This is a genomic window from Liquorilactobacillus aquaticus DSM 21051 (genome assembly GCF_001436755.1).
Lineage (GTDB): Bacteria > Bacillota > Bacilli > Lactobacillales > Lactobacillaceae > Liquorilactobacillus > Liquorilactobacillus aquaticus.
Genome location: NZ_AYZD01000004.1, coordinates 45,614 through 61,712, shown reverse-complemented (window position 1 = coordinate 61,712; position 16,099 = coordinate 45,614). Strand labels below are relative to the sequence as shown.

Annotated in this window: 16 protein-coding genes; 13 read left to right on the top strand and 3 right to left on the bottom strand. The window is 39.0% G+C overall.

Annotation, left to right across the window (positions count from 1 at the left end):
• Nucleotides 1-54 precede the first annotated feature (54 nt).
• A complete protein-coding gene (locus tag FC19_RS01365) occupies nt 55-1,377 on the bottom strand; it encodes an MFS transporter (protein WP_057875205.1) in 1,323 nt (440 codons plus the stop codon).
• Nucleotides 1,378-2,019: 642 nt separating this feature from the next.
• Here FC19_RS01365 and FC19_RS01360 point away from each other — a divergent pair.
• From FC19_RS01360 to FC19_RS01315, 10 genes are all read left to right on the top strand, one after another.
• Nucleotides 2,020-2,232 carry a zinc ribbon domain-containing protein gene (locus FC19_RS01360; protein WP_057875204.1) on the top strand — a complete coding sequence of 71 codons (213 nt, stop codon included), beginning with the start codon at nt 2,020-2,022 and terminating at the stop codon, nt 2,230-2,232.
• 365 nt (nt 2,233-2,597) lie between these two features.
• Nucleotides 2,598-4,325, top strand: a complete 1,728-nt coding sequence (gene ilvB, locus FC19_RS01355; protein WP_057875203.1) for a biosynthetic-type acetolactate synthase large subunit — start codon at nt 2,598-2,600, stop codon at nt 4,323-4,325.
• The gene (locus FC19_RS01350; protein ID WP_057875202.1) at nt 4,326-4,616 is read left to right on the top strand and encodes an ACT domain-containing protein; all 291 of its coding nucleotides are present in this window, start codon (nt 4,326-4,328) and stop codon (nt 4,614-4,616) included.
• A gap of 79 nt (nt 4,617-4,695) precedes the next feature.
• The gene (gene ilvC, locus FC19_RS01345) at nt 4,696-5,706 is read left to right on the top strand and encodes a ketol-acid reductoisomerase (RefSeq protein ID WP_057875201.1); all 1,011 of its coding nucleotides are present in this window, start codon (nt 4,696-4,698) and stop codon (nt 5,704-5,706) included.
• Nucleotides 5,707-5,834: 128 nt separating this feature from the next.
• Nucleotides 5,835-7,109, top strand: a complete 1,275-nt coding sequence (ilvA, locus tag FC19_RS01340; RefSeq protein ID WP_057875200.1) for a threonine ammonia-lyase IlvA — start codon at nt 5,835-5,837, stop codon at nt 7,107-7,109.
• Between the two features lie 56 nt (nt 7,110-7,165).
• Entirely contained in the window at nt 7,166-7,948 is a 783-nt protein-coding gene (locus FC19_RS01335) for an ABC transporter ATP-binding protein (RefSeq protein WP_057875199.1), read from the top strand.
• A 38-nt stretch (nt 7,949-7,986) separates the two neighbouring features.
• On the top strand, nt 7,987-8,376 hold the full coding sequence (locus FC19_RS01330; RefSeq protein WP_057875198.1) for a Rid family detoxifying hydrolase: 390 nt from the start codon (nt 7,987-7,989) through the stop codon (nt 8,374-8,376).
• Between the two features lie 44 nt (nt 8,377-8,420).
• The gene (ilvD, locus tag FC19_RS01325; RefSeq protein ID WP_057875197.1) at nt 8,421-10,235 is read left to right on the top strand and encodes a dihydroxy-acid dehydratase; all 1,815 of its coding nucleotides are present in this window, start codon (nt 8,421-8,423) and stop codon (nt 10,233-10,235) included.
• A 58-nt stretch (nt 10,236-10,293) separates the two neighbouring features.
• Nucleotides 10,294-11,262: a bile acid:sodium symporter family protein gene (locus FC19_RS01320; protein WP_057875196.1), complete on the top strand. Its 969-nt coding sequence runs from the start codon at nt 10,294-10,296 to the stop codon at nt 11,260-11,262.
• A 214-nt stretch (nt 11,263-11,476) separates the two neighbouring features.
• Nucleotides 11,477-12,127 (top strand): SDR family oxidoreductase, encoded by a 651-nt coding sequence (locus FC19_RS01315; RefSeq protein ID WP_057875195.1) that lies wholly within the window; start codon nt 11,477-11,479, stop codon nt 12,125-12,127.
• Nucleotides 12,128-12,324: 197 nt separating this feature from the next.
• Here FC19_RS01315 and FC19_RS01310 read toward each other — a convergent pair whose 3' ends face one another.
• Together FC19_RS01310 and FC19_RS01305 are read right to left on the bottom strand one after the other, a co-directional pair.
• Nucleotides 12,325-12,804, bottom strand: a complete 480-nt coding sequence (locus FC19_RS01310) for a Dps family protein (protein WP_057875194.1) — start codon at nt 12,802-12,804, stop codon at nt 12,325-12,327.
• A gap of 126 nt (nt 12,805-12,930) precedes the next feature.
• A complete protein-coding gene (locus tag FC19_RS01305; RefSeq protein ID WP_057875193.1) occupies nt 12,931-13,569 on the bottom strand; it encodes a DUF6198 family protein in 639 nt (212 codons plus the stop codon).
• Nucleotides 13,570-13,880: 311 nt separating this feature from the next.
• Here FC19_RS01305 and FC19_RS01300 point away from each other — a divergent pair, with 311 nt between their 5' ends.
• The 3 genes from FC19_RS01300 to FC19_RS01290 all read left to right on the top strand — a co-directional run bounded on the left by FC19_RS01300 (nt 13,881) and on the right by FC19_RS01290 (nt 16,047).
• Complete coding sequence (locus FC19_RS01300; RefSeq protein WP_057875227.1) at nt 13,881-14,522, top strand: VIT1/CCC1 transporter family protein; 642 nt, start codon at nt 13,881-13,883, stop codon at nt 14,520-14,522.
• Nucleotides 14,523-14,551: 29 nt separating this feature from the next.
• Nucleotides 14,552-15,253 (top strand): VIT1/CCC1 transporter family protein, encoded by a 702-nt coding sequence (locus FC19_RS01295; RefSeq protein ID WP_057875192.1) that lies wholly within the window; start codon nt 14,552-14,554, stop codon nt 15,251-15,253.
• A 188-nt stretch (nt 15,254-15,441) separates the two neighbouring features.
• Nucleotides 15,442-16,047, top strand: coding sequence for a nitroreductase family protein (locus FC19_RS01290; protein WP_057875191.1), 606 nt, complete (start codon nt 15,442-15,444; stop codon nt 16,045-16,047).
• The last annotated feature ends 52 nt before the right edge of the window (nt 16,048-16,099 follow it).

Sequence of the window (16,099 nt, the reverse complement as noted above, 5' to 3'; positions counted from 1 at the left end):
AATATAAGTAAATGGGTGAAAAAACGTTTATGGGTTATTTGTTGTTAATTAGTATTATTTAGAAAAGTCAACTGTTTTAGTTTCTTTAATGGTTGCTAGAGATAACAGACAGGCAACAGCCATAATACCTAGGTATATTCCGACGGAACGAATGCCCCAATTTTCAGCTAACCAAGTTGCAATTGTAGGTGTGAAGGCTGCTCCGACGATCGCAGCTAAATTGTAGGCGATACCTGACCCAGAGTAGCGGACTTTTGTCGAGAATAATTCTGGCAAAAGAGCACCAACAGGCCCAAAAGCAACACCCATCAAAACAAAACCGATAACAAGGAATAGGGAGACACTGACGAAATTACGCTGGCCTTGGAGTAAGTAGGGAAAAAGAAATGCAAAAACAACCAAGGCTGACGATGAAGTCATTAATGTACGTTTACGGCCCCACTTGTCCGCGAATGATGAGGACAAAACAATCAGTACAGCAAAAACAATGATTGAACCCATCAGCATGAATAGGTACTCTTGATTGGTAAAGCCGAGTTTTGTGGTAGCGTATGTCAAGGACCATGTTGCTAATGTATAAAAGAGAGTATATGTAACAGAAACGATGAAAGTTCCTTGAATTATTTGGCGCCAACTAGTTTTGAAAACAACCTTCAATGGAGACTTTGTTACTTCGTTTTTCTCTTGAGCTAGACGAAATAAAGGTGTTTCCTGCATACGCTCGCGTACCCAAAAACCAACGAAAACTAAAATTGAAGATGCAAGAAAGGGAACGCGCCAGCCAAAACTAAGCATTTGTGATGGAGTTAAAAAAGATTCTAGCAGAAAGAACAAACCATTACTTAAAAAGAAACCTAACGGGGCTCCGAGCTCTGGGAAGGCACCATATAAAGCTCTCTTATTTGCTGGGGCGTTTTCGGTAGCCACCAAGGCTGCTCCAGACCATTCGCCACCAAGACCGATTCCCTGAACAAAACGACAAGCACATAGGAGAATAACAGAGACAACCCCCAAGGCTGCATAACTAGGTAGTAGTCCAATCAGAACTGTTGAGATTCCCATTAATAAAAGAGAGAAAACTAGGGTCCGTTTGCGACCGATTTTATCGCCAAAGTGTCCGAAAATAAAGGAACCTAAGGGACGAGCAATAAACGCAACACCAAAGGTCAATAAACTTAAAATTGTAGCGATTGCTGGTGTAACTTCGGGAAAGAAAACTTTAGGGAAGTAGGCAGCAGCAGCGGTTCCATAAGCATAAAAATCAAAAAATTCAATTGCAGTTCCGATCATCGAAGCGAACATAACTGTCTTCACTGAATCACGCTTAAACTCTTTTGAAGCTTCAAAATGGGTCTCTAAATTATTTGTATTGTCCATAAAAATTCCTCCTAAAACGAAATGATGTTTCTAAAGCAATATATTTTTGTAACACCCCCCAAGAAGATAATGAATAATAAAAAAAGCCAGAGGCTGTTTGACAGCTTCTGGCTCAACCAACACTGTCCGCTGTTTGCGGACATTCTAAAATACAGCCCGCATCAATTAATAATCGCGCTGATAATAATAATTAGAATGTTAGTATTGGTTGTCATTATTCCGATCTCCTCTTAGCTATTTCTAATATGTTTGTAACTATACAGCTAAAAAAACTAATTTGTCAACGTTAAATTAAAAAATTAATCGATAAAAGATGGAAGTGTTTAAGTGCTTTTTTGTTTTCTTCCTTATATGGCTTTATATAAAGTTAAAAAAAAGATATTTAGAATAAATACAAAAGAATAAAAAGTTTAAAAATGTTGTGCCCGACCTAAAAATAAAAGAGTTTTATTAAAAAAAGATGTTGACACTATTAAAATCAAAGTGTAATATGACACACATGAAAGATATTCATGTTTCGATGAAACGAACATCTGACAGATGCTTTTTGTTCATTGATAAAAAGCTGATTAGTAATTGTCGCTGTATTTTATAACGTGTCGTTGTTATCTGTTATTCAGATAATTGTTCGGAGGGATGTTTATGAAGTTAGCGTATGATATGGTTACTTGTCGGAACTGTGGGAATAAAGTTGCTGCTGGCAAATATTGCTCTAGCTGTGGCGCACGGTTTATCTCCAGTTCTGAGAAGGAGGACGTAGAGGTTAATATCTGTGTTAACTGTGGGGCGCTTACTCCCAATGAAGAGTATTGTTCAGTTTGTGGATTCCACAATGAACGAGAAGTTTTTTTCTGAAATAAAAAATATGATTGTAAAAAACAAAGAAAGGGGTTAGATCACATGAGTTCATGTAGTAGTCGATTAGATATGAAAGTATTGCAAAACGTTATCTTACTAATTGTCCTAGTCATTATTATCATGCGCGTGTGTGATTTAATGCCTGGGTTAATTTGAGTTAGCAACCTAAGGAATGAATCACACCGCGCTAAGAAATTAGAGCGGTGGATTTTTTTAGCATCCATCGTGAAGATGGATGCTTTTTATTTTGGAAAATAAAGTGAGTGATTTTGAAAAGAATAACCTTAAAGGAGGTGATGTGAAAGTACAAAATAAAATAATTTAATTTTGCAAGACTGATGATTCAAGAGGAGGTGAATTTCATGTTGGCAAGACGAGAAGCTAAAGAGACGGGCGAAGTTCAGGAGCTTTCAACCGGCTCAGATGTTTTACTTGAAATGCTGAAGCAACAAAATGTAGAACTTATTTTTGGATATCCTGGTGGGGCGGTACTACCGCTTTATGATGCGGTTTATCGACAATCATTCAATAATATACTTGTTCGGCACGAGCAAGGAGCAGTTCATGCAGCCGAGGGATATGCCAAAGCAACGGGAAAAACAGGAGTCGTATTTGTAACGTCTGGCCCCGGTGCTACCAATGCGGTAACGGGGATTGCGGATGCAATGCTGGATTCGATTCCGTTGGTCGTCTTTACGGGGCAAGTTGGATGTGACGCTATTGGAAAAGATGCTTTTCAAGAAGTAGATATTTTGAGCATGACTGCTCCTATAACAAAACAAAATTATCAAGTGCATGATGTTAACAGCCTTCCTGCAACGATAGTAGAGGCGTTTACAGTTGCTATCAGTGGAAGACCAGGACCAGTTGTCATCGATCTTCCAAAAGATGTAGCTTCGGGTTTGCCAGATGATTTTGAAAGCAAGCAGCTGAACGTTTGGAAGAAGCAGCCTGTTCAGCAAAAAAGAGTCGTTGATGAAGGTATGATGTTGAAAATACGTGAAGCTCTATTTAAGGCAAAAAAGCCGCTTATTCTTGCTGGTGGCGGCGTTATTGCGGCAAATGCGATTCCTGAACTTAGGCGTTTTGCTCATCGTTTTGATCTTCCTGTAGTTTCAACACTGATCAGCTTGGGTGTAATGCCTGACACAGATTCTCTTTTTTTAGGAATGGGGGGAATGCATGGAAGTTATCAGGCTAACATGGCATTCTATGAATGCGATTTTCTCTTGAATATCGGTTCACGTTTCGATGATCGCCTAGCAACTAATGCTTCAAAATTTGCTCCACATGCTTGTGTGGCACATATTGATATAGACGATTCCGAATTAGGGAAAGTGATTACTACGGAATTTTCAGTTGCAGCAGATGCTAGAGATGCCCTGCAATGGTTGTTGACCAATACAGAAAAAAGACCAAAGGAAGAGCATAATATGTGGTTGCAACAACTGAACGATTGGGAAAAACTGCACCCCAAGCATTACGAAGAAGAAATGGGAAGTATTAAACCTCAAGCGGTGATCGAAGAAGTTGGGAAACTAACTAACAATGATGCAACTATTGTCACGGATGTTGGTCAGCATCAAATGTGGGTTGCACAACATTACCCCTTTAAAAGGCCACATCAAATCATTACCAGCGGTGGGCTAGGAACAATGGGCTTTGGTTTACCGGCAGCAATTGGTGCTAAGCTGGCGGTTCCTGAAAAAGAGGTTGTTTTATTCGTTGGTGACGGCGGGATTCAAATGACAGTCGAAGAGCTTGATGTTATTAGAGAATATGACTTGAATATTAAGATAGTTATTCTTAACAATAAAACTCTTGGGATGGTTCGCCAGTGGCAAGATCTGTTCTACGAAAAAAGACGCTCTCAAACTATATTCAACGGACAACCAGATTTCATCAAATTAGCTCAAGCATATGGCATCAAAAGTTTAAAACTTCCCTTGCTGCACTGGCGCGAAACATTGGCGGATGTTTTCGCAAAGAAAGAAAGTGCAGTAGTGGAAGCAGACATACCTGCTTTTGAGCAGGTCTATCCAATGATTGCTCCAGGTCAACCCAATCAAGCTATGATGGGGGTCGATTAAATGCATGAAATACTTATCTGTAAGATGAAAAACAAGGTGGGCGTCTTAAATCGCTTCACCGGGTTGCTGACACGAAGAAATATAAATATCGAGAGTGCCTCAATTAATTCAACACCAGATAACAAAGCAGTCGTTGCAAAATTCAAGATTCGAATAGCAGAGTCTCATGAACGCGAACATTTAAAACGTGTAATTTCTAAACAAATAGATGTTCTAAGTGCAGAATGGTGCGACCCTGAAAAGAATAAAGAATCCGACCACACTCTATTAAGTGATATAGAAAAATATTAATTAGTTACATTGTACACACTTTTAAAGTCTTATTAAAGTATTTTGGCTACTAAAAATAAAAAAAGCGGAGGTTATTATTATGTCAGTAGAAATGTTATATGAAAAGGATGTTACAACAAATTATTTAAAAGGTAAGAAAGTTGCGTTTATCGGCTACGGAGCTCAGGGACATGCGCAAGCTAACAATTTACGCGATTCTGGAGTAGACGTTATCATCGGTGTCCGTCCAGGCAAGTCGTTCGATAAAGCTAAAAAAGACGGTTTCGAAGTTTATCCTGTAGCTGAGGCAGCCAAAAAAGCCGATTGGGTACAAATGTTGACTCCAGATGAAGTGATGTCGGATGTCTACAAAAAAGAAGTTGCTGATAATCTTGAACCTGGAAACGTGCTGGGCTTCTCACATGGCTTCAACGTTTACTACAAAGAAATCGTAGCACCCGAAAATGTTGATGTTGTAATGATGGCCCCTAAAGGTCCCGGTAACTTATGCCGCCGTACTTATATGGAAGGTTCTGGTGTTCCAGCACTTTATGCAACTTATCAAGATGCATCAGGCCATGCAGAAGACTTTGCCAAAGAGTTTGCTAAAGCAAATGGTGCTGCACGCGTGGGGCTTTTAAAAACAACATTTAAGGAAGAAACTGATGAAGATTTGTTCGGTGAGCAAAATGTTTTAATGGGCGGAGTAACAGCCTTGATCGAAACTGGCTTTGAAGTATTAACGGAAGCTGGTTATTCACCAGAATTAGCTTTCTTTGAAGTTGATCATGAAATGAAGCTGATCTGTGATTTGATCTACGAGGGTGGTTTTGCAAAAATGTACAACGATTGCTCAAATACATCTGAATATGGATCATACACAAGAGGGCCTCGTGTAATAAACGCCGAATCAAAAGAAGCGATGAAACGTAACCTTAAAGAAATCCAAGATGGGACATTCGCTAAAGAATTTATGGATGAATATCGTGGTGGCTTTAAGAAGTTATACAAATATCGTAAAGAAATGGAAAACTCGGAGTTGCAAAAAGTCGGTGATGAATTACGTGCTAAAATGCCATTTGTTGCGCAAGCTGACAAATACAGTGACTAGTTTGAATTCAAAGTGTTACACAATAGAAAAGCGAAATAAAAGCAACCACAGTCAAAGACTTGATTATGGAAAGCATATTTCGCTTTTCGGCATACATAATAAATCATCTTGAAGGGGTGGTGGCGTTAATGGACGTAATGACAAAAGAAGAATTGCTAAAAAAAGAAGATATCGAAGAAGCATATGGGGTGTTGCGTCCGATTATTAAGCGGACACCTCTACAATACGATGCATATTTATCTCAAAAATATCAGTGTCACTTATATTTAAAAAGAGAGGATCAGCAAGTGGTTCGTTCTTTTAAACTACGCGGTGCATATTACGCAATTTCTAAAACGCCAGAAGCAGTACGTCGAAGAGGAATAGTTTGTGCAAGTGCGGGTAATCATGCACAAGGGGTTGCATGGACGTGTCATAAGATGAAAGTTCCAGCAGTGATTTTCATGCCTACTACGACTCCACAGCAAAAAGTTGAGCAAGTAAGATTTTTTGGTGGGGATGAAGCAACGATTAAACTAGTTGGAGATACATTTGATGCTTCGGCTCAAGCTGCAGTAGATTATTGCGAGCAAAAGAAGATGACCTTTATTGCACCATTTGACGATAAAAACACAATAGCTGGTCAAGGAACAATTGCCTGCGAAATTTTTGATGAGGTATTTTCACAGCACACAGAAGTAGACTATTTATTTGCAGCAGTTGGAGGCGGTGGACTTATCAGTGGACTGGGCGCATACACCAAAAGTGTCAGTCCTAAGACGCAAGTTATTGGCGTTGAACCAACAGGAGCAGCATCAATGGCAGCGGCTTTTAAGTGCGGACATCCAGTTACGCTTGAAAAAGTAGATAAGTTTGTTGATGGTGCAGCAGTTAAAACTGTTGGTGGGCTGACCTATACCAATGCTAAAGAATTTGTTGATGGAATGATCAATGTTGCTGAAGGGCGTGTATGTACTACATTACTAGAGCTATATAGTAAAGAAGCAATTGTTGCGGAACCGGCTGGCGCTCTGAGTGTGGCTGCTTTAGAAGAACATCGCGAGGAAATTGCTGGTAAAACAGTTGTTTGCGTAATAAGCGGTGGGAATAATGATATCGACAGAATGCAGGAAATCAAGGAACGTTCATTAGTGTATGAAGGGTTTCAGCACTATTTTATTGTAAATTTCCCACAGAGACCTGGAGCGTTACGTGAAGTGGTCAATGATATTTTAAATGAAGATGATGACATAACGAAATTCGAGTATACAAAAAAAGTGAATCGTGGAAAGGGACCAGTTTTGATTGGCATTAGGCTTGGTGACAGGCGGAATATTGAACAGCTTCGAACAAGATTGAGACGCTTCGATCCTTACTATATTGATCTTAAAGAGAATCAAATGTTATATGAAATGATGGTTTGAGCAAAGACATCAAGTCTAAGATGTGTCAGAACATTTCAATGGAAGGAGTTAAATGAATGGGTAAGATTTTGTCTTTTCAAAATGTTTCTCTGATAAAAGGCGATCGGCAAATTTTAAAGAATATCAGTTGGACGATCAAAGAAAAAGAAAATTGGGCAATTTTAGGATTAAACGGCGCTGGGAAAACAACAATGCTGAAAATGATCCATGGTGATGTTTGGCCTTCGCAGGGCAAGCTGGAAGTACTTGGTGGTGTGTTCGGGCACACGAATATTCCTGATTTAAAGAAAAGGATTGGCTGGGTAAGCACAGCACTTCAAGATTGGCTGCATGCGGGTGACTTGGTTGAAGAAATCGTCTTATCCGGTAAGTTTGCCAGCATTGGATTATATGAGCGTTATACCAAACAAGAAATGCAAGAAGCCAAGGAAAGAATAACTAAATTGGGTGGAGCTGAATTGATTGGCAAATCTTATCGTGTATTATCTCAGGGAGAACGCCAGCTTGTTTTAATAGCACGTGCCTTGATGGCTAAACCAGAACTACTGATTTTGGACGAGCCTTGTAATGGACTAGATCTTTTTGCGCGCGAACGGTTACTTGAAAAAATTAAAAAGATTGCGCAAGAATCCAATAGTCCCTCTCTATTGATGGTTTCTCACTACACTGAGGAATTATTGCCATGTTTTGATAATGTAATGTTTTTGAAAGACGGAAAAATTGATAGAAAGGGCAAGCGAGAGGAGCTCTTAAACAAAGAAACATTGGCCAATTTTTATGGAAAACCTATTGAAATAATCAAGGACGACAAAAAAAGGATTCTTGTTTATCCACAGTAATAAAAAATCTTAAAACATCAAAAAGGAGGTTGCGTAGGATGAAAAAAATGATTACGACTGATAGAGCACCGCAAGCGCTGGGACCATATTCCCAGGGGATAGAGGTAGGTAAATTACTTTATTGTTCAGGGCAGATAGGAATTGATCCTCAGAAAGGGATGCTTGCAGGACCAGGGGTTGAACAACAGGCAAGACAAGCATTGCAAAATATAAAAGCAATCATCGCAGCTGACAATTTAAATGTTGATGACATCGTCAAAGTTACGATTTTTATGACAAATATTGCTGATTTCAATAAAGTTAACAAGATCTATGCGTCTTTTTTTGAAAATGCTCCATTGTTACCGGCACGTTCGGCGATAGGGGTACAAGCATTGCCTGCTGGTGCGAAGATAGAAATTGAAGCAATAGCAGCTAAAAATGGCTAATAAAAAATTTTAAATAGATTAGAGAGAAATGGGGAGCTATAAAAATGGGTAATACTTTAAATTTTTCAATCAGTGGAGATGAACTAAAGAAAAGAAGTGACACTATTACAGAAGGTACAGATCGTGCACCAGGAAGAAGTTTGTTATATGCGACAGGGCAAGTAAAGGATCCAGCTGATATGAAGAAACCTTTTATTGCAATCGCTAATTCGTATATTGAAATTGTTCCTGGGCATGTTCATTTGCGTGAATTAGCAGAGATAGCTAAAGATGAGATTCGCAAGGCTGGGGGTGTACCTTTTGAATTCAATACGATTGGTGTCGATGACGGAATTGCGATGGGCCACATTGGAATGCGTTATTCACTGCCGAGCCGTGAGATCATTGCTGATTCAGCAGAAACAGTTATTAACGCACATTGGTTTGATGGGGTTTTGTTCATGCCTAACTGTGACAAAATCACGCCTGGTATGTTAATGGCTGCAGCACGTACGAATGTTCCAGCAGCCTTTGTTTCAGGAGGACCAATGAAAGCTGGACTTGATCCTAACGGTAAAGCAGCAACGTTGTCAACTGTTTTTGAAGCAGTTGGGGCTTTTAAAGATGGCAAGATGAGCCAAGAAGATTTTCTCGAATTGGAACGCAACGCTTGTCCAGGATGTGGATCCTGTGCAGGAATGTATACTGCAAATTCAATGAATTCGTTGATGGAAGCTATGGGAATGGCACTTCCATATAACGGAACAACTTTAGCTGTTTCAAAAGAAAGACGTGAACTGGTTCGTCAAGCTGCACGTCAGGTGATGTATAACGTTGAGCACAACGTCAAACCTCGAGATATCATGACTAAAGAAGCATTCGACGACAGCTTTGCACTTGATATGGCAATGGGTGGATCAACGAATACCGTTTTACATGGTTTGGCAATCGCACACGAAGCAGGAATTGACTATAGCGAGCGGGAAATTAATGAAATCGCTAAAAAAACACCGCATTTGGCTAAAATTGTTCCATCATCTTCATGGACGATGGAAGATGTACACAACGCGGGAGGAATTCCAGCAATTATGAATGAATTGATTGAAAAAGGCGGTATTCTTCATCCAGATCGTCCAACGATTACAGGAAAAACGATTCGTGAAAATGTTGCGGGAGCACACACCTTAAATCCTGAAGTTATTAGAACGCTTGATAATCCTTATTCTGAACAGGGCGGATTGTCTATTCTCTACGGAAATATTGCTAAAGATGGTTCTGTCATCAAAGTTGCTGGAGTTGATCCGGATATTAAAAAATTCGTTGGAAAAGCAATTTGCTTTGATTCACATGATGATGCGGTAGAAGGAATTGATAATGGAACTGTTAAGGCTGGAGATGTAGTCGTTATCCGTTATGAAGGGCCTAAGGGCGGACCGGGTATGCCGGAAATGCTGAACCCGACTTCTGATATTATCGGCCGTGGTTTAGGAAGAACAGTTGCGTTGATAACTGATGGACGTTTTTCGGGTGCAACGCATGGCATATGTGTCGGGCACGTTTCCCCTGAAGCGGCTTCTGGGGGAGAGATCGCTCTGATTAAAGATGGCGATCAGATTACAATCGATCTTGAAAAAAGAACCTTGGACGTTGCAGTAGGTGAGCAAGAGCTTCAAGGTAGGAGAAGAGAGCTGCAGCCTTTCCAGCCAAAGGTTCGCATGGGTTATCTTGCGCGTTATCAATACTTGGTAACTTCTGCTAATACAGGCGGAATCATGCGCGGTGCAGACGAACTTTTTGGCGCAGCCGAACCAAATGAAGAAAAGAAAAGTGTAAGTGAGCACAAATCCAATTGTGGTAAAAACTGTCAATGCCACAAATAGAATAGTTGATTGTCAATGAAAGAGAAATGATTGTTTAGTTAAAGAAAGGAACAAAAAAATGAGCAAAGTAGAGAAATTGGGGAAGGTAATCGGGCGCTGGTTCACGCTCTTAGTTATACTTTGGGCTGCTTTTAATTATATTTTACCAAAGACAAGTTTATGGCTTGTTCCAAATATCTCATATTTATTGGGGATTATCTTGTTTGGAATGGGCTTGACATTAAGGATTGAAGATTTCGAAAGAATTGCTAAACGTCCATTACCAGTAATTGCTGGAACTGTTGCACATTATGTTATAATGCCAACGCTCGCTTGGCTTCTTTGTCTTATCTTTCAGTTGAAAGGCGCAACTGCGGCCGGTGTAATCTTAGTTGGATCATGCCCAAGTGGCACTTCCTCCAGTGTAATGGCATATTTAGCTGGGGGTGATGTTGCCTTAGATGTTTCGATTGAAACACTTTCTACATTGCTGGCTCCAATCGCATTGCCTGGACTTTTACTGACCTTTGCTGGTAAATATATTGATATTCCTACAACATCCTTATTCTTAAGTACAGTGAAAATCGTTTTGTTCCCAATCATTTTAGGGGTGATCTTGCACACGATTTTCGGCAAAAAGATCGAAAAGATTACGCATGTATTGCCTGTAGTTTCTCAGGTGGCTATTTTAATGATAGTTGGCGCGGTAATTGCTGCTAATCATGCTAACTTATTTACAGCAGCAACAGCTCTCGTCATTCCAGTAGTAATACTACACAATCTTTCTGGATACGCATTAGGTTTCCTTTTCTCGAAATTAATTCGTTTGCGTGACCCACAAAGAAAGGCGATAACATTTGAAGTCGGAATGCAGGATTCAAGTTTAGGCGCGACTTTGGCTATCAAATATTTTGTTCCAGCGGCAGCAATTCCATCAACAATTTTCAGCATTTGGCATAATATTTCCGGTTCGGTGTTGGCTTCATATTGGCGGACTAAGAGTAATGGTGAGCCAAGAGTAATTCGAACTGAGTTAAATGAAGTGTAGTTCAAAAATTGTTATTTTTAATTTTAAAAAAAATATTGATCGATGGGGCACATTTCGAGGCATTCTCAATTCAGAGAATGCTTTGGAACGTGTTTTTTATCTGAATCAGGAAATAAATCAAACTCTTATATGGTGTAAAATTTACTATATTTCAAGGATATTGGTTATAATGTATAAAGGATAGCTGTTATTTGGATAAAAGGGAGGCTTTTTTATGAATTCTGTTTTTATTATTGGCGCGCATGGACAGATTGGGCAAATATTGGTCCATAAGCTGGTAAAGAAGGGTTTTGAAGTATTTGCAGGTATTAGAAATACTGAACAGGCAAAAGTTTTTCCAACTGATGAACTCGTACACCCAGTACATTTTGATCTGAATGACTCAGTAGAAGAAATGGCAAAGTGTTTTAGACAAACGGGGGCAGATGCAATTGTTTTTTCAGCAGGTTCTGGTGGAAAAACAGGAGATGATCAGACATTGATAATTGATCTAGATGGGGCAGTCAAATCAATGGAAGCGGCTCAAAAAGCGAGAATCAAACGTTATGTGATGGTCAGTTCAGTTGGAAGCAATAAACCGGATCTTTGGGATGAGAGTGGACTAAAACCTTACCTAATTGCCAAGCATTATGCGGACAAAGAATTACAGCAAACCAAGCTTGACTACACTATTTTGCGGCCGGGGATGCTAAAAAATAGTTCGGGAACTGGTACAATAACTGTAAACCCTGAAAGGGAAGAAAGAATAAGTATTCCGCGTGAAGATGTTGCAGAAACAATCGCAACAGTCGTTGGTAATCAATCAACCATTAGAAAAAGCTATACGATTGGCAGTGGAAACACTCCAATACCTAAGGCATTTTAACAAAAATTAAAATTTTTTTGTATTTAACGGTGATTGATCTGCATACTGGATAGTAGATAGTAAGACTAAACCTAAGGGACCTATGACAAGATATTACTTTTGCCATAGGTCCCTTAGGTTTAGTTTTGAATGTGCATCTTAATGCAAAGTCATTTTTATTACCTTAAACTATTTTTTATCAATAAGTTAACGAGATTTTACTTATTCAATGGTCCTTTGTCTAGAAAAGCACTGATCATCCAAATGTTTTTATCAGCTTCAGCTTTATATCCATTCAAAATATCTTGTGTCGGAAAATCTTTTTCATTGTCTGTAATCTCAATGCCCTTCTGGTACTGATCACGAAGATATTTGAACTGTTTCAGTAATCGCTGCATCAATTCGGGTAAGTCAAACTGTCCAAAGCTAATTTCGTCATCAGGGAGACCAGTATTATCCATAAATTCATGAGTTGTTGCAATTGGCGAACCGCCCAAAGCAATCAAACGTTCAGCTAACTCGTCCAACTGTTCAGCCAACTGATCTTTGTATTCATCCATTAGAGGATGTAGGCGGAAAAATTCTGAACCGCGCATATACCAATGAGTCTGCTGAATATTGGTTTGAAGTTGTGTCAAGTCAGCTAAGAGTTGATTAAGCTGTTTTATTGTTTTTGGATATGGATGCGTTTCTAACATAAAAAAAATCACCTTTCCTTTCAGTAACCATTTACATTTACACCTTGATTATAGATGGTCTGCTTTAGACATACAAACAATACGCGTTTTGGTATGCGAAATTTAAAAAGGAAAGAACGAATATACTCAATACTTTTCATCGTTCTTGAAATTATGTTTTAATTGCGGGAAAACTAAGCGATCAGCTTCTGCAATAATTAGACCATTAAATAGGAAAGAAAACAAAGTCGCGATGTTAACAGCAAGCAGTCTATGCGAGAGAATAGCACAAAAAATGATTATAATTATCGGAATGACAAAATCAAGCAGCTGTGCAGCTGTCGAATTTCCCTTCAAGTACAAGAAACGTAGTAAGTTGGTGGTATCATCGTTGGGATGCATGATGATGTTAGCACGCTGGTAGAGCGAAATTGCTGTACAAAAGAAAATGACACCTGAACAAGAGATAAGACAACGTGCTAAAAAGGGAAGATTTGGTACACCAAGATAATTAAAAAAATGTGCAAAGGTATTTACGAAATAACTGAAGAAAAAAATGAAACAGAATTCCCCTATAAAACGTTGAACATCCCAATGGCGTATCAAAAATTGGTTAGTTAAAACATTTATTGTTCCAAGTGCAAAAAGGATGACGCCGACACTTGTGTTGGTCAGTTTGCTCAAGTTAACTGCAGAAGCTGTCCAGAGTCCGCTACCAGCGTTCCCAGAGATACATAGACCATTACCGAAAGCGTTTAGAAGCAAGCCGCTAACAAGACCAAACATGCGCATTTGAATAGAGTTCTTGATGATGTTCACCTCTTAGAAATTAATAGGATAACAAGTGTATACAAAACGACACATGCTAAGTTATATAACCCGCTAGTCAATGTGTCAAGAATTTTTTGTGTGTTCATTATAAGAATGGCACAGATGTTTCTCCGTTAACAACTGATTAAATTATAGTAAGCATTGGTTTACTTTTTATACATAGCAGAATATAATGATTACTATATTATAAAAATTCTAAATTAAAAGAATGAAGTTAAGGAGAGACTGGTTTGAAAGAGAAAAGTTTAGCGCAACGTGTTAATGTAATGCGCGCTGCTGTGATGGGGGCTAATGATGGTATTCTTTCGGTCGCTGGTATTGTAATTGGGGTGGCCGGAGCCACGACTAATAGTTATGCTATTTTCATATCGGGAATCGCTGGAATGCTGGCTGGAACGGTTTCGATGGCAATGGGAGAGTATGTCTCCGTCAATACTCAAAAGGATGCTCAAAAAAGGGCAGTTATACGTCAAAAACGAGCTTTGGAGCATAATTATCAAAAAGAATTTGAATTTGTGAAGCATAATTATCTGAAACAGGGGATTGATGAGCAGCTCGCAGAGAAAGCTACTAAAGAAATGATGAGTAAAGACGCACTAGTAACGACTGTCCGTGAACGATATGGTTTTGAGGTTAGTGAATTTACGAGTCCGTATGCGGCTGCAATGTCCTCAATGGTAGCTTTTCCTTTGGGCTCTGTTCTTCCCTTAGTTGCAATATCACTGTTTCCAAACGCAATTCGTATCATAGCGACATTTGTGGCAGTAATTATAGCACTTTCATTTACAGGTTACGGCGCAGCAGTGCTGGGAAATGCCAATAGAAAGCAAGGCGTCTTACGCAATGTTGTTTCTGGAATTTTAACAATGGTTGTTACATATGTGATTGGAAGCCTGATAGGAAGTTAATATAGTGGAAGGGTAAGTGACACCAAACAATGGATATTTTATTGAAGAAAAAAGATACTGATGAAAGCGAAACAATGGACGAGAAGTTAAACACGTTGCGTGCAGGTGTGTTAGGGTCAAATGATGGAATCTTAACAGTTGTTGGGGTATTGTTCAGTGTTGCGGTGGCGACTCCAAATCAGTTTACAATTTTTGTCGCCGGCTTAGCTGATTTAATGGCGTGTGCCTTTTCAATGGCCTCTGGTGAATATGCTTCGGTAAGTGCACAAAAGGAAACTGAACGCGCTGCGGTCAGAGAGGAGCGCGGCCTGTTAGAATACGATTATGCTGCAGAGATAAAAAGTGTACAGGAATATTATATAGCTAAGGGAGTCACGAGTGAAACTGCAAGACAAATTGCAGAGGATCTGATGTCAAAAAAACCGCTCCAAACAGTGATAGATGTTAAACATGGACTTAAACTTGGACATTATATGAATCCATGGAAAGCAGCGGTTTCTTCTCTTTTTTCAGCAGCTCTTGGCGGTGCTTTTCCTTTAATCGCAATGACGCTTAGCCCGATTGCATATCAATGGCCGGCAACAATTTTGGCAGTCTGTTTATCAGTATCTCTGACAGGATATTTTAGCGCAAAATTGGGAAATGGATTAACTAAGGTAGCTATTGTCCGTAATCTCTTGGTAGGCATTTTAACGATGATCATTCACTATGGTGTTGGAATTATACTATAAATTCGAGTAAATATATAAGTTGAATAAACTTTTTATAAAACTATGGCAGCTTTTGTTGAATAGTTTTGTAAAAGGTTTTTTTATTAAAATAAATTTAAAGTTGACAATCTTTAAGTAATTAAATATAATAAAACATGTTAACAAAAGTGTAACAATTAAAATATAGTTTTTTTAAAGGGGAAATAAATATGAATGATAAATATTTAGAATTGTTGAAAAATAGGCGCTCAATATATGCTTTGGGACGGAATATAGAAGAACCTAAAAAAGAAATTACAGGACTAATCAAAAAAGCTGTAAGAGAATCACCAACAGCTTTTAACAATCAGACTGTCAAAGCTATTGTTTTATTTGGTACAGCATCCGAGAAAGTTTGGGAGATCGTTGCTGAGAGATTGAAGTCAGAGGTCCCAACGGAAGAAGCTTATGTTAAGACGAAGGAGAAGGTTGATAGTTTTAAAGCTGGTTTTGGAACAATCCTTCTTTTTACTGATCAGGCAATCGTTGATCAGAACAAAGAACAATTTAGTTTATACGCTGACAATTTCCAAGATTGGTCGGAACAAGGTTTAGGTGGTGCACAGCTCAGTATTTGGGCAGCTTTGGCTGAAAACAAGATCGGTGCAAGCCTGCAACATTACAATCCCTTGATTGATAGTCAGATCAAAGAAACATTTAATGTTCCCGAAAATTGGGTTTTACGTGCAGAAATGCCATTCGGATCGATTGAAGCTCTACCTGGGGACAAACAGTATGTTGCTGACGATCAGCGTTTCAAGGTTATTGAAGATTAGCCTTTTAAAAAATTGATAGAGAGAATGGAGTTTCAAAGTTTCTGAGCTTGAG

Excerpts from the sequence above, each read along its gene's own strand:
- FC19_RS01365 (WP_057875205.1), bottom strand. The coding sequence starts at position 1,377 with ATGGACAATACAAATAATTTAGAGACCCATTTTGAAGCTTCAAAAGAG.
- FC19_RS01360 (WP_057875204.1), top strand. The coding sequence starts at position 2,020 with ATGAAGTTAGCGTATGATATGGTTACTTGTCGGAACTGTGGGAATAAA.
- ilvB (WP_057875203.1), top strand. The coding sequence starts at position 2,598 with ATGTTGGCAAGACGAGAAGCTAAAGAGACGGGCGAAGTTCAGGAGCTT.
- FC19_RS01350 (WP_057875202.1), top strand. The coding sequence starts at position 4,326 with ATGCATGAAATACTTATCTGTAAGATGAAAAACAAGGTGGGCGTCTTA.
- ilvC (WP_057875201.1), top strand. The coding sequence starts at position 4,696 with ATGTCAGTAGAAATGTTATATGAAAAGGATGTTACAACAAATTATTTA.
- ilvA (WP_057875200.1), top strand. The coding sequence starts at position 5,835 with ATGGACGTAATGACAAAAGAAGAATTGCTAAAAAAAGAAGATATCGAA.
- FC19_RS01335 (WP_057875199.1), top strand. The coding sequence starts at position 7,166 with ATGGGTAAGATTTTGTCTTTTCAAAATGTTTCTCTGATAAAAGGCGAT.
- FC19_RS01330 (WP_057875198.1), top strand. The coding sequence starts at position 7,987 with ATGAAAAAAATGATTACGACTGATAGAGCACCGCAAGCGCTGGGACCA.
- ilvD (WP_057875197.1), top strand. The coding sequence starts at position 8,421 with ATGGGTAATACTTTAAATTTTTCAATCAGTGGAGATGAACTAAAGAAA.
- FC19_RS01320 (WP_057875196.1), top strand. The coding sequence starts at position 10,294 with ATGAGCAAAGTAGAGAAATTGGGGAAGGTAATCGGGCGCTGGTTCACG.
- FC19_RS01315 (WP_057875195.1), top strand. The coding sequence starts at position 11,477 with ATGAATTCTGTTTTTATTATTGGCGCGCATGGACAGATTGGGCAAATA.
- FC19_RS01310 (WP_057875194.1), bottom strand. The coding sequence starts at position 12,804 with ATGTTAGAAACGCATCCATATCCAAAAACAATAAAACAGCTTAATCAA.
- FC19_RS01305 (WP_057875193.1), bottom strand. The coding sequence starts at position 13,569 with ATGTTTGGTCTTGTTAGCGGCTTGCTTCTAAACGCTTTCGGTAATGGT.
- FC19_RS01300 (WP_057875227.1), top strand. The coding sequence starts at position 13,881 with ATGCGCGCTGCTGTGATGGGGGCTAATGATGGTATTCTTTCGGTCGCT.
- FC19_RS01295 (WP_057875192.1), top strand. The coding sequence starts at position 14,552 with ATGGATATTTTATTGAAGAAAAAAGATACTGATGAAAGCGAAACAATG.
- FC19_RS01290 (WP_057875191.1), top strand. The coding sequence starts at position 15,442 with ATGAATGATAAATATTTAGAATTGTTGAAAAATAGGCGCTCAATATAT.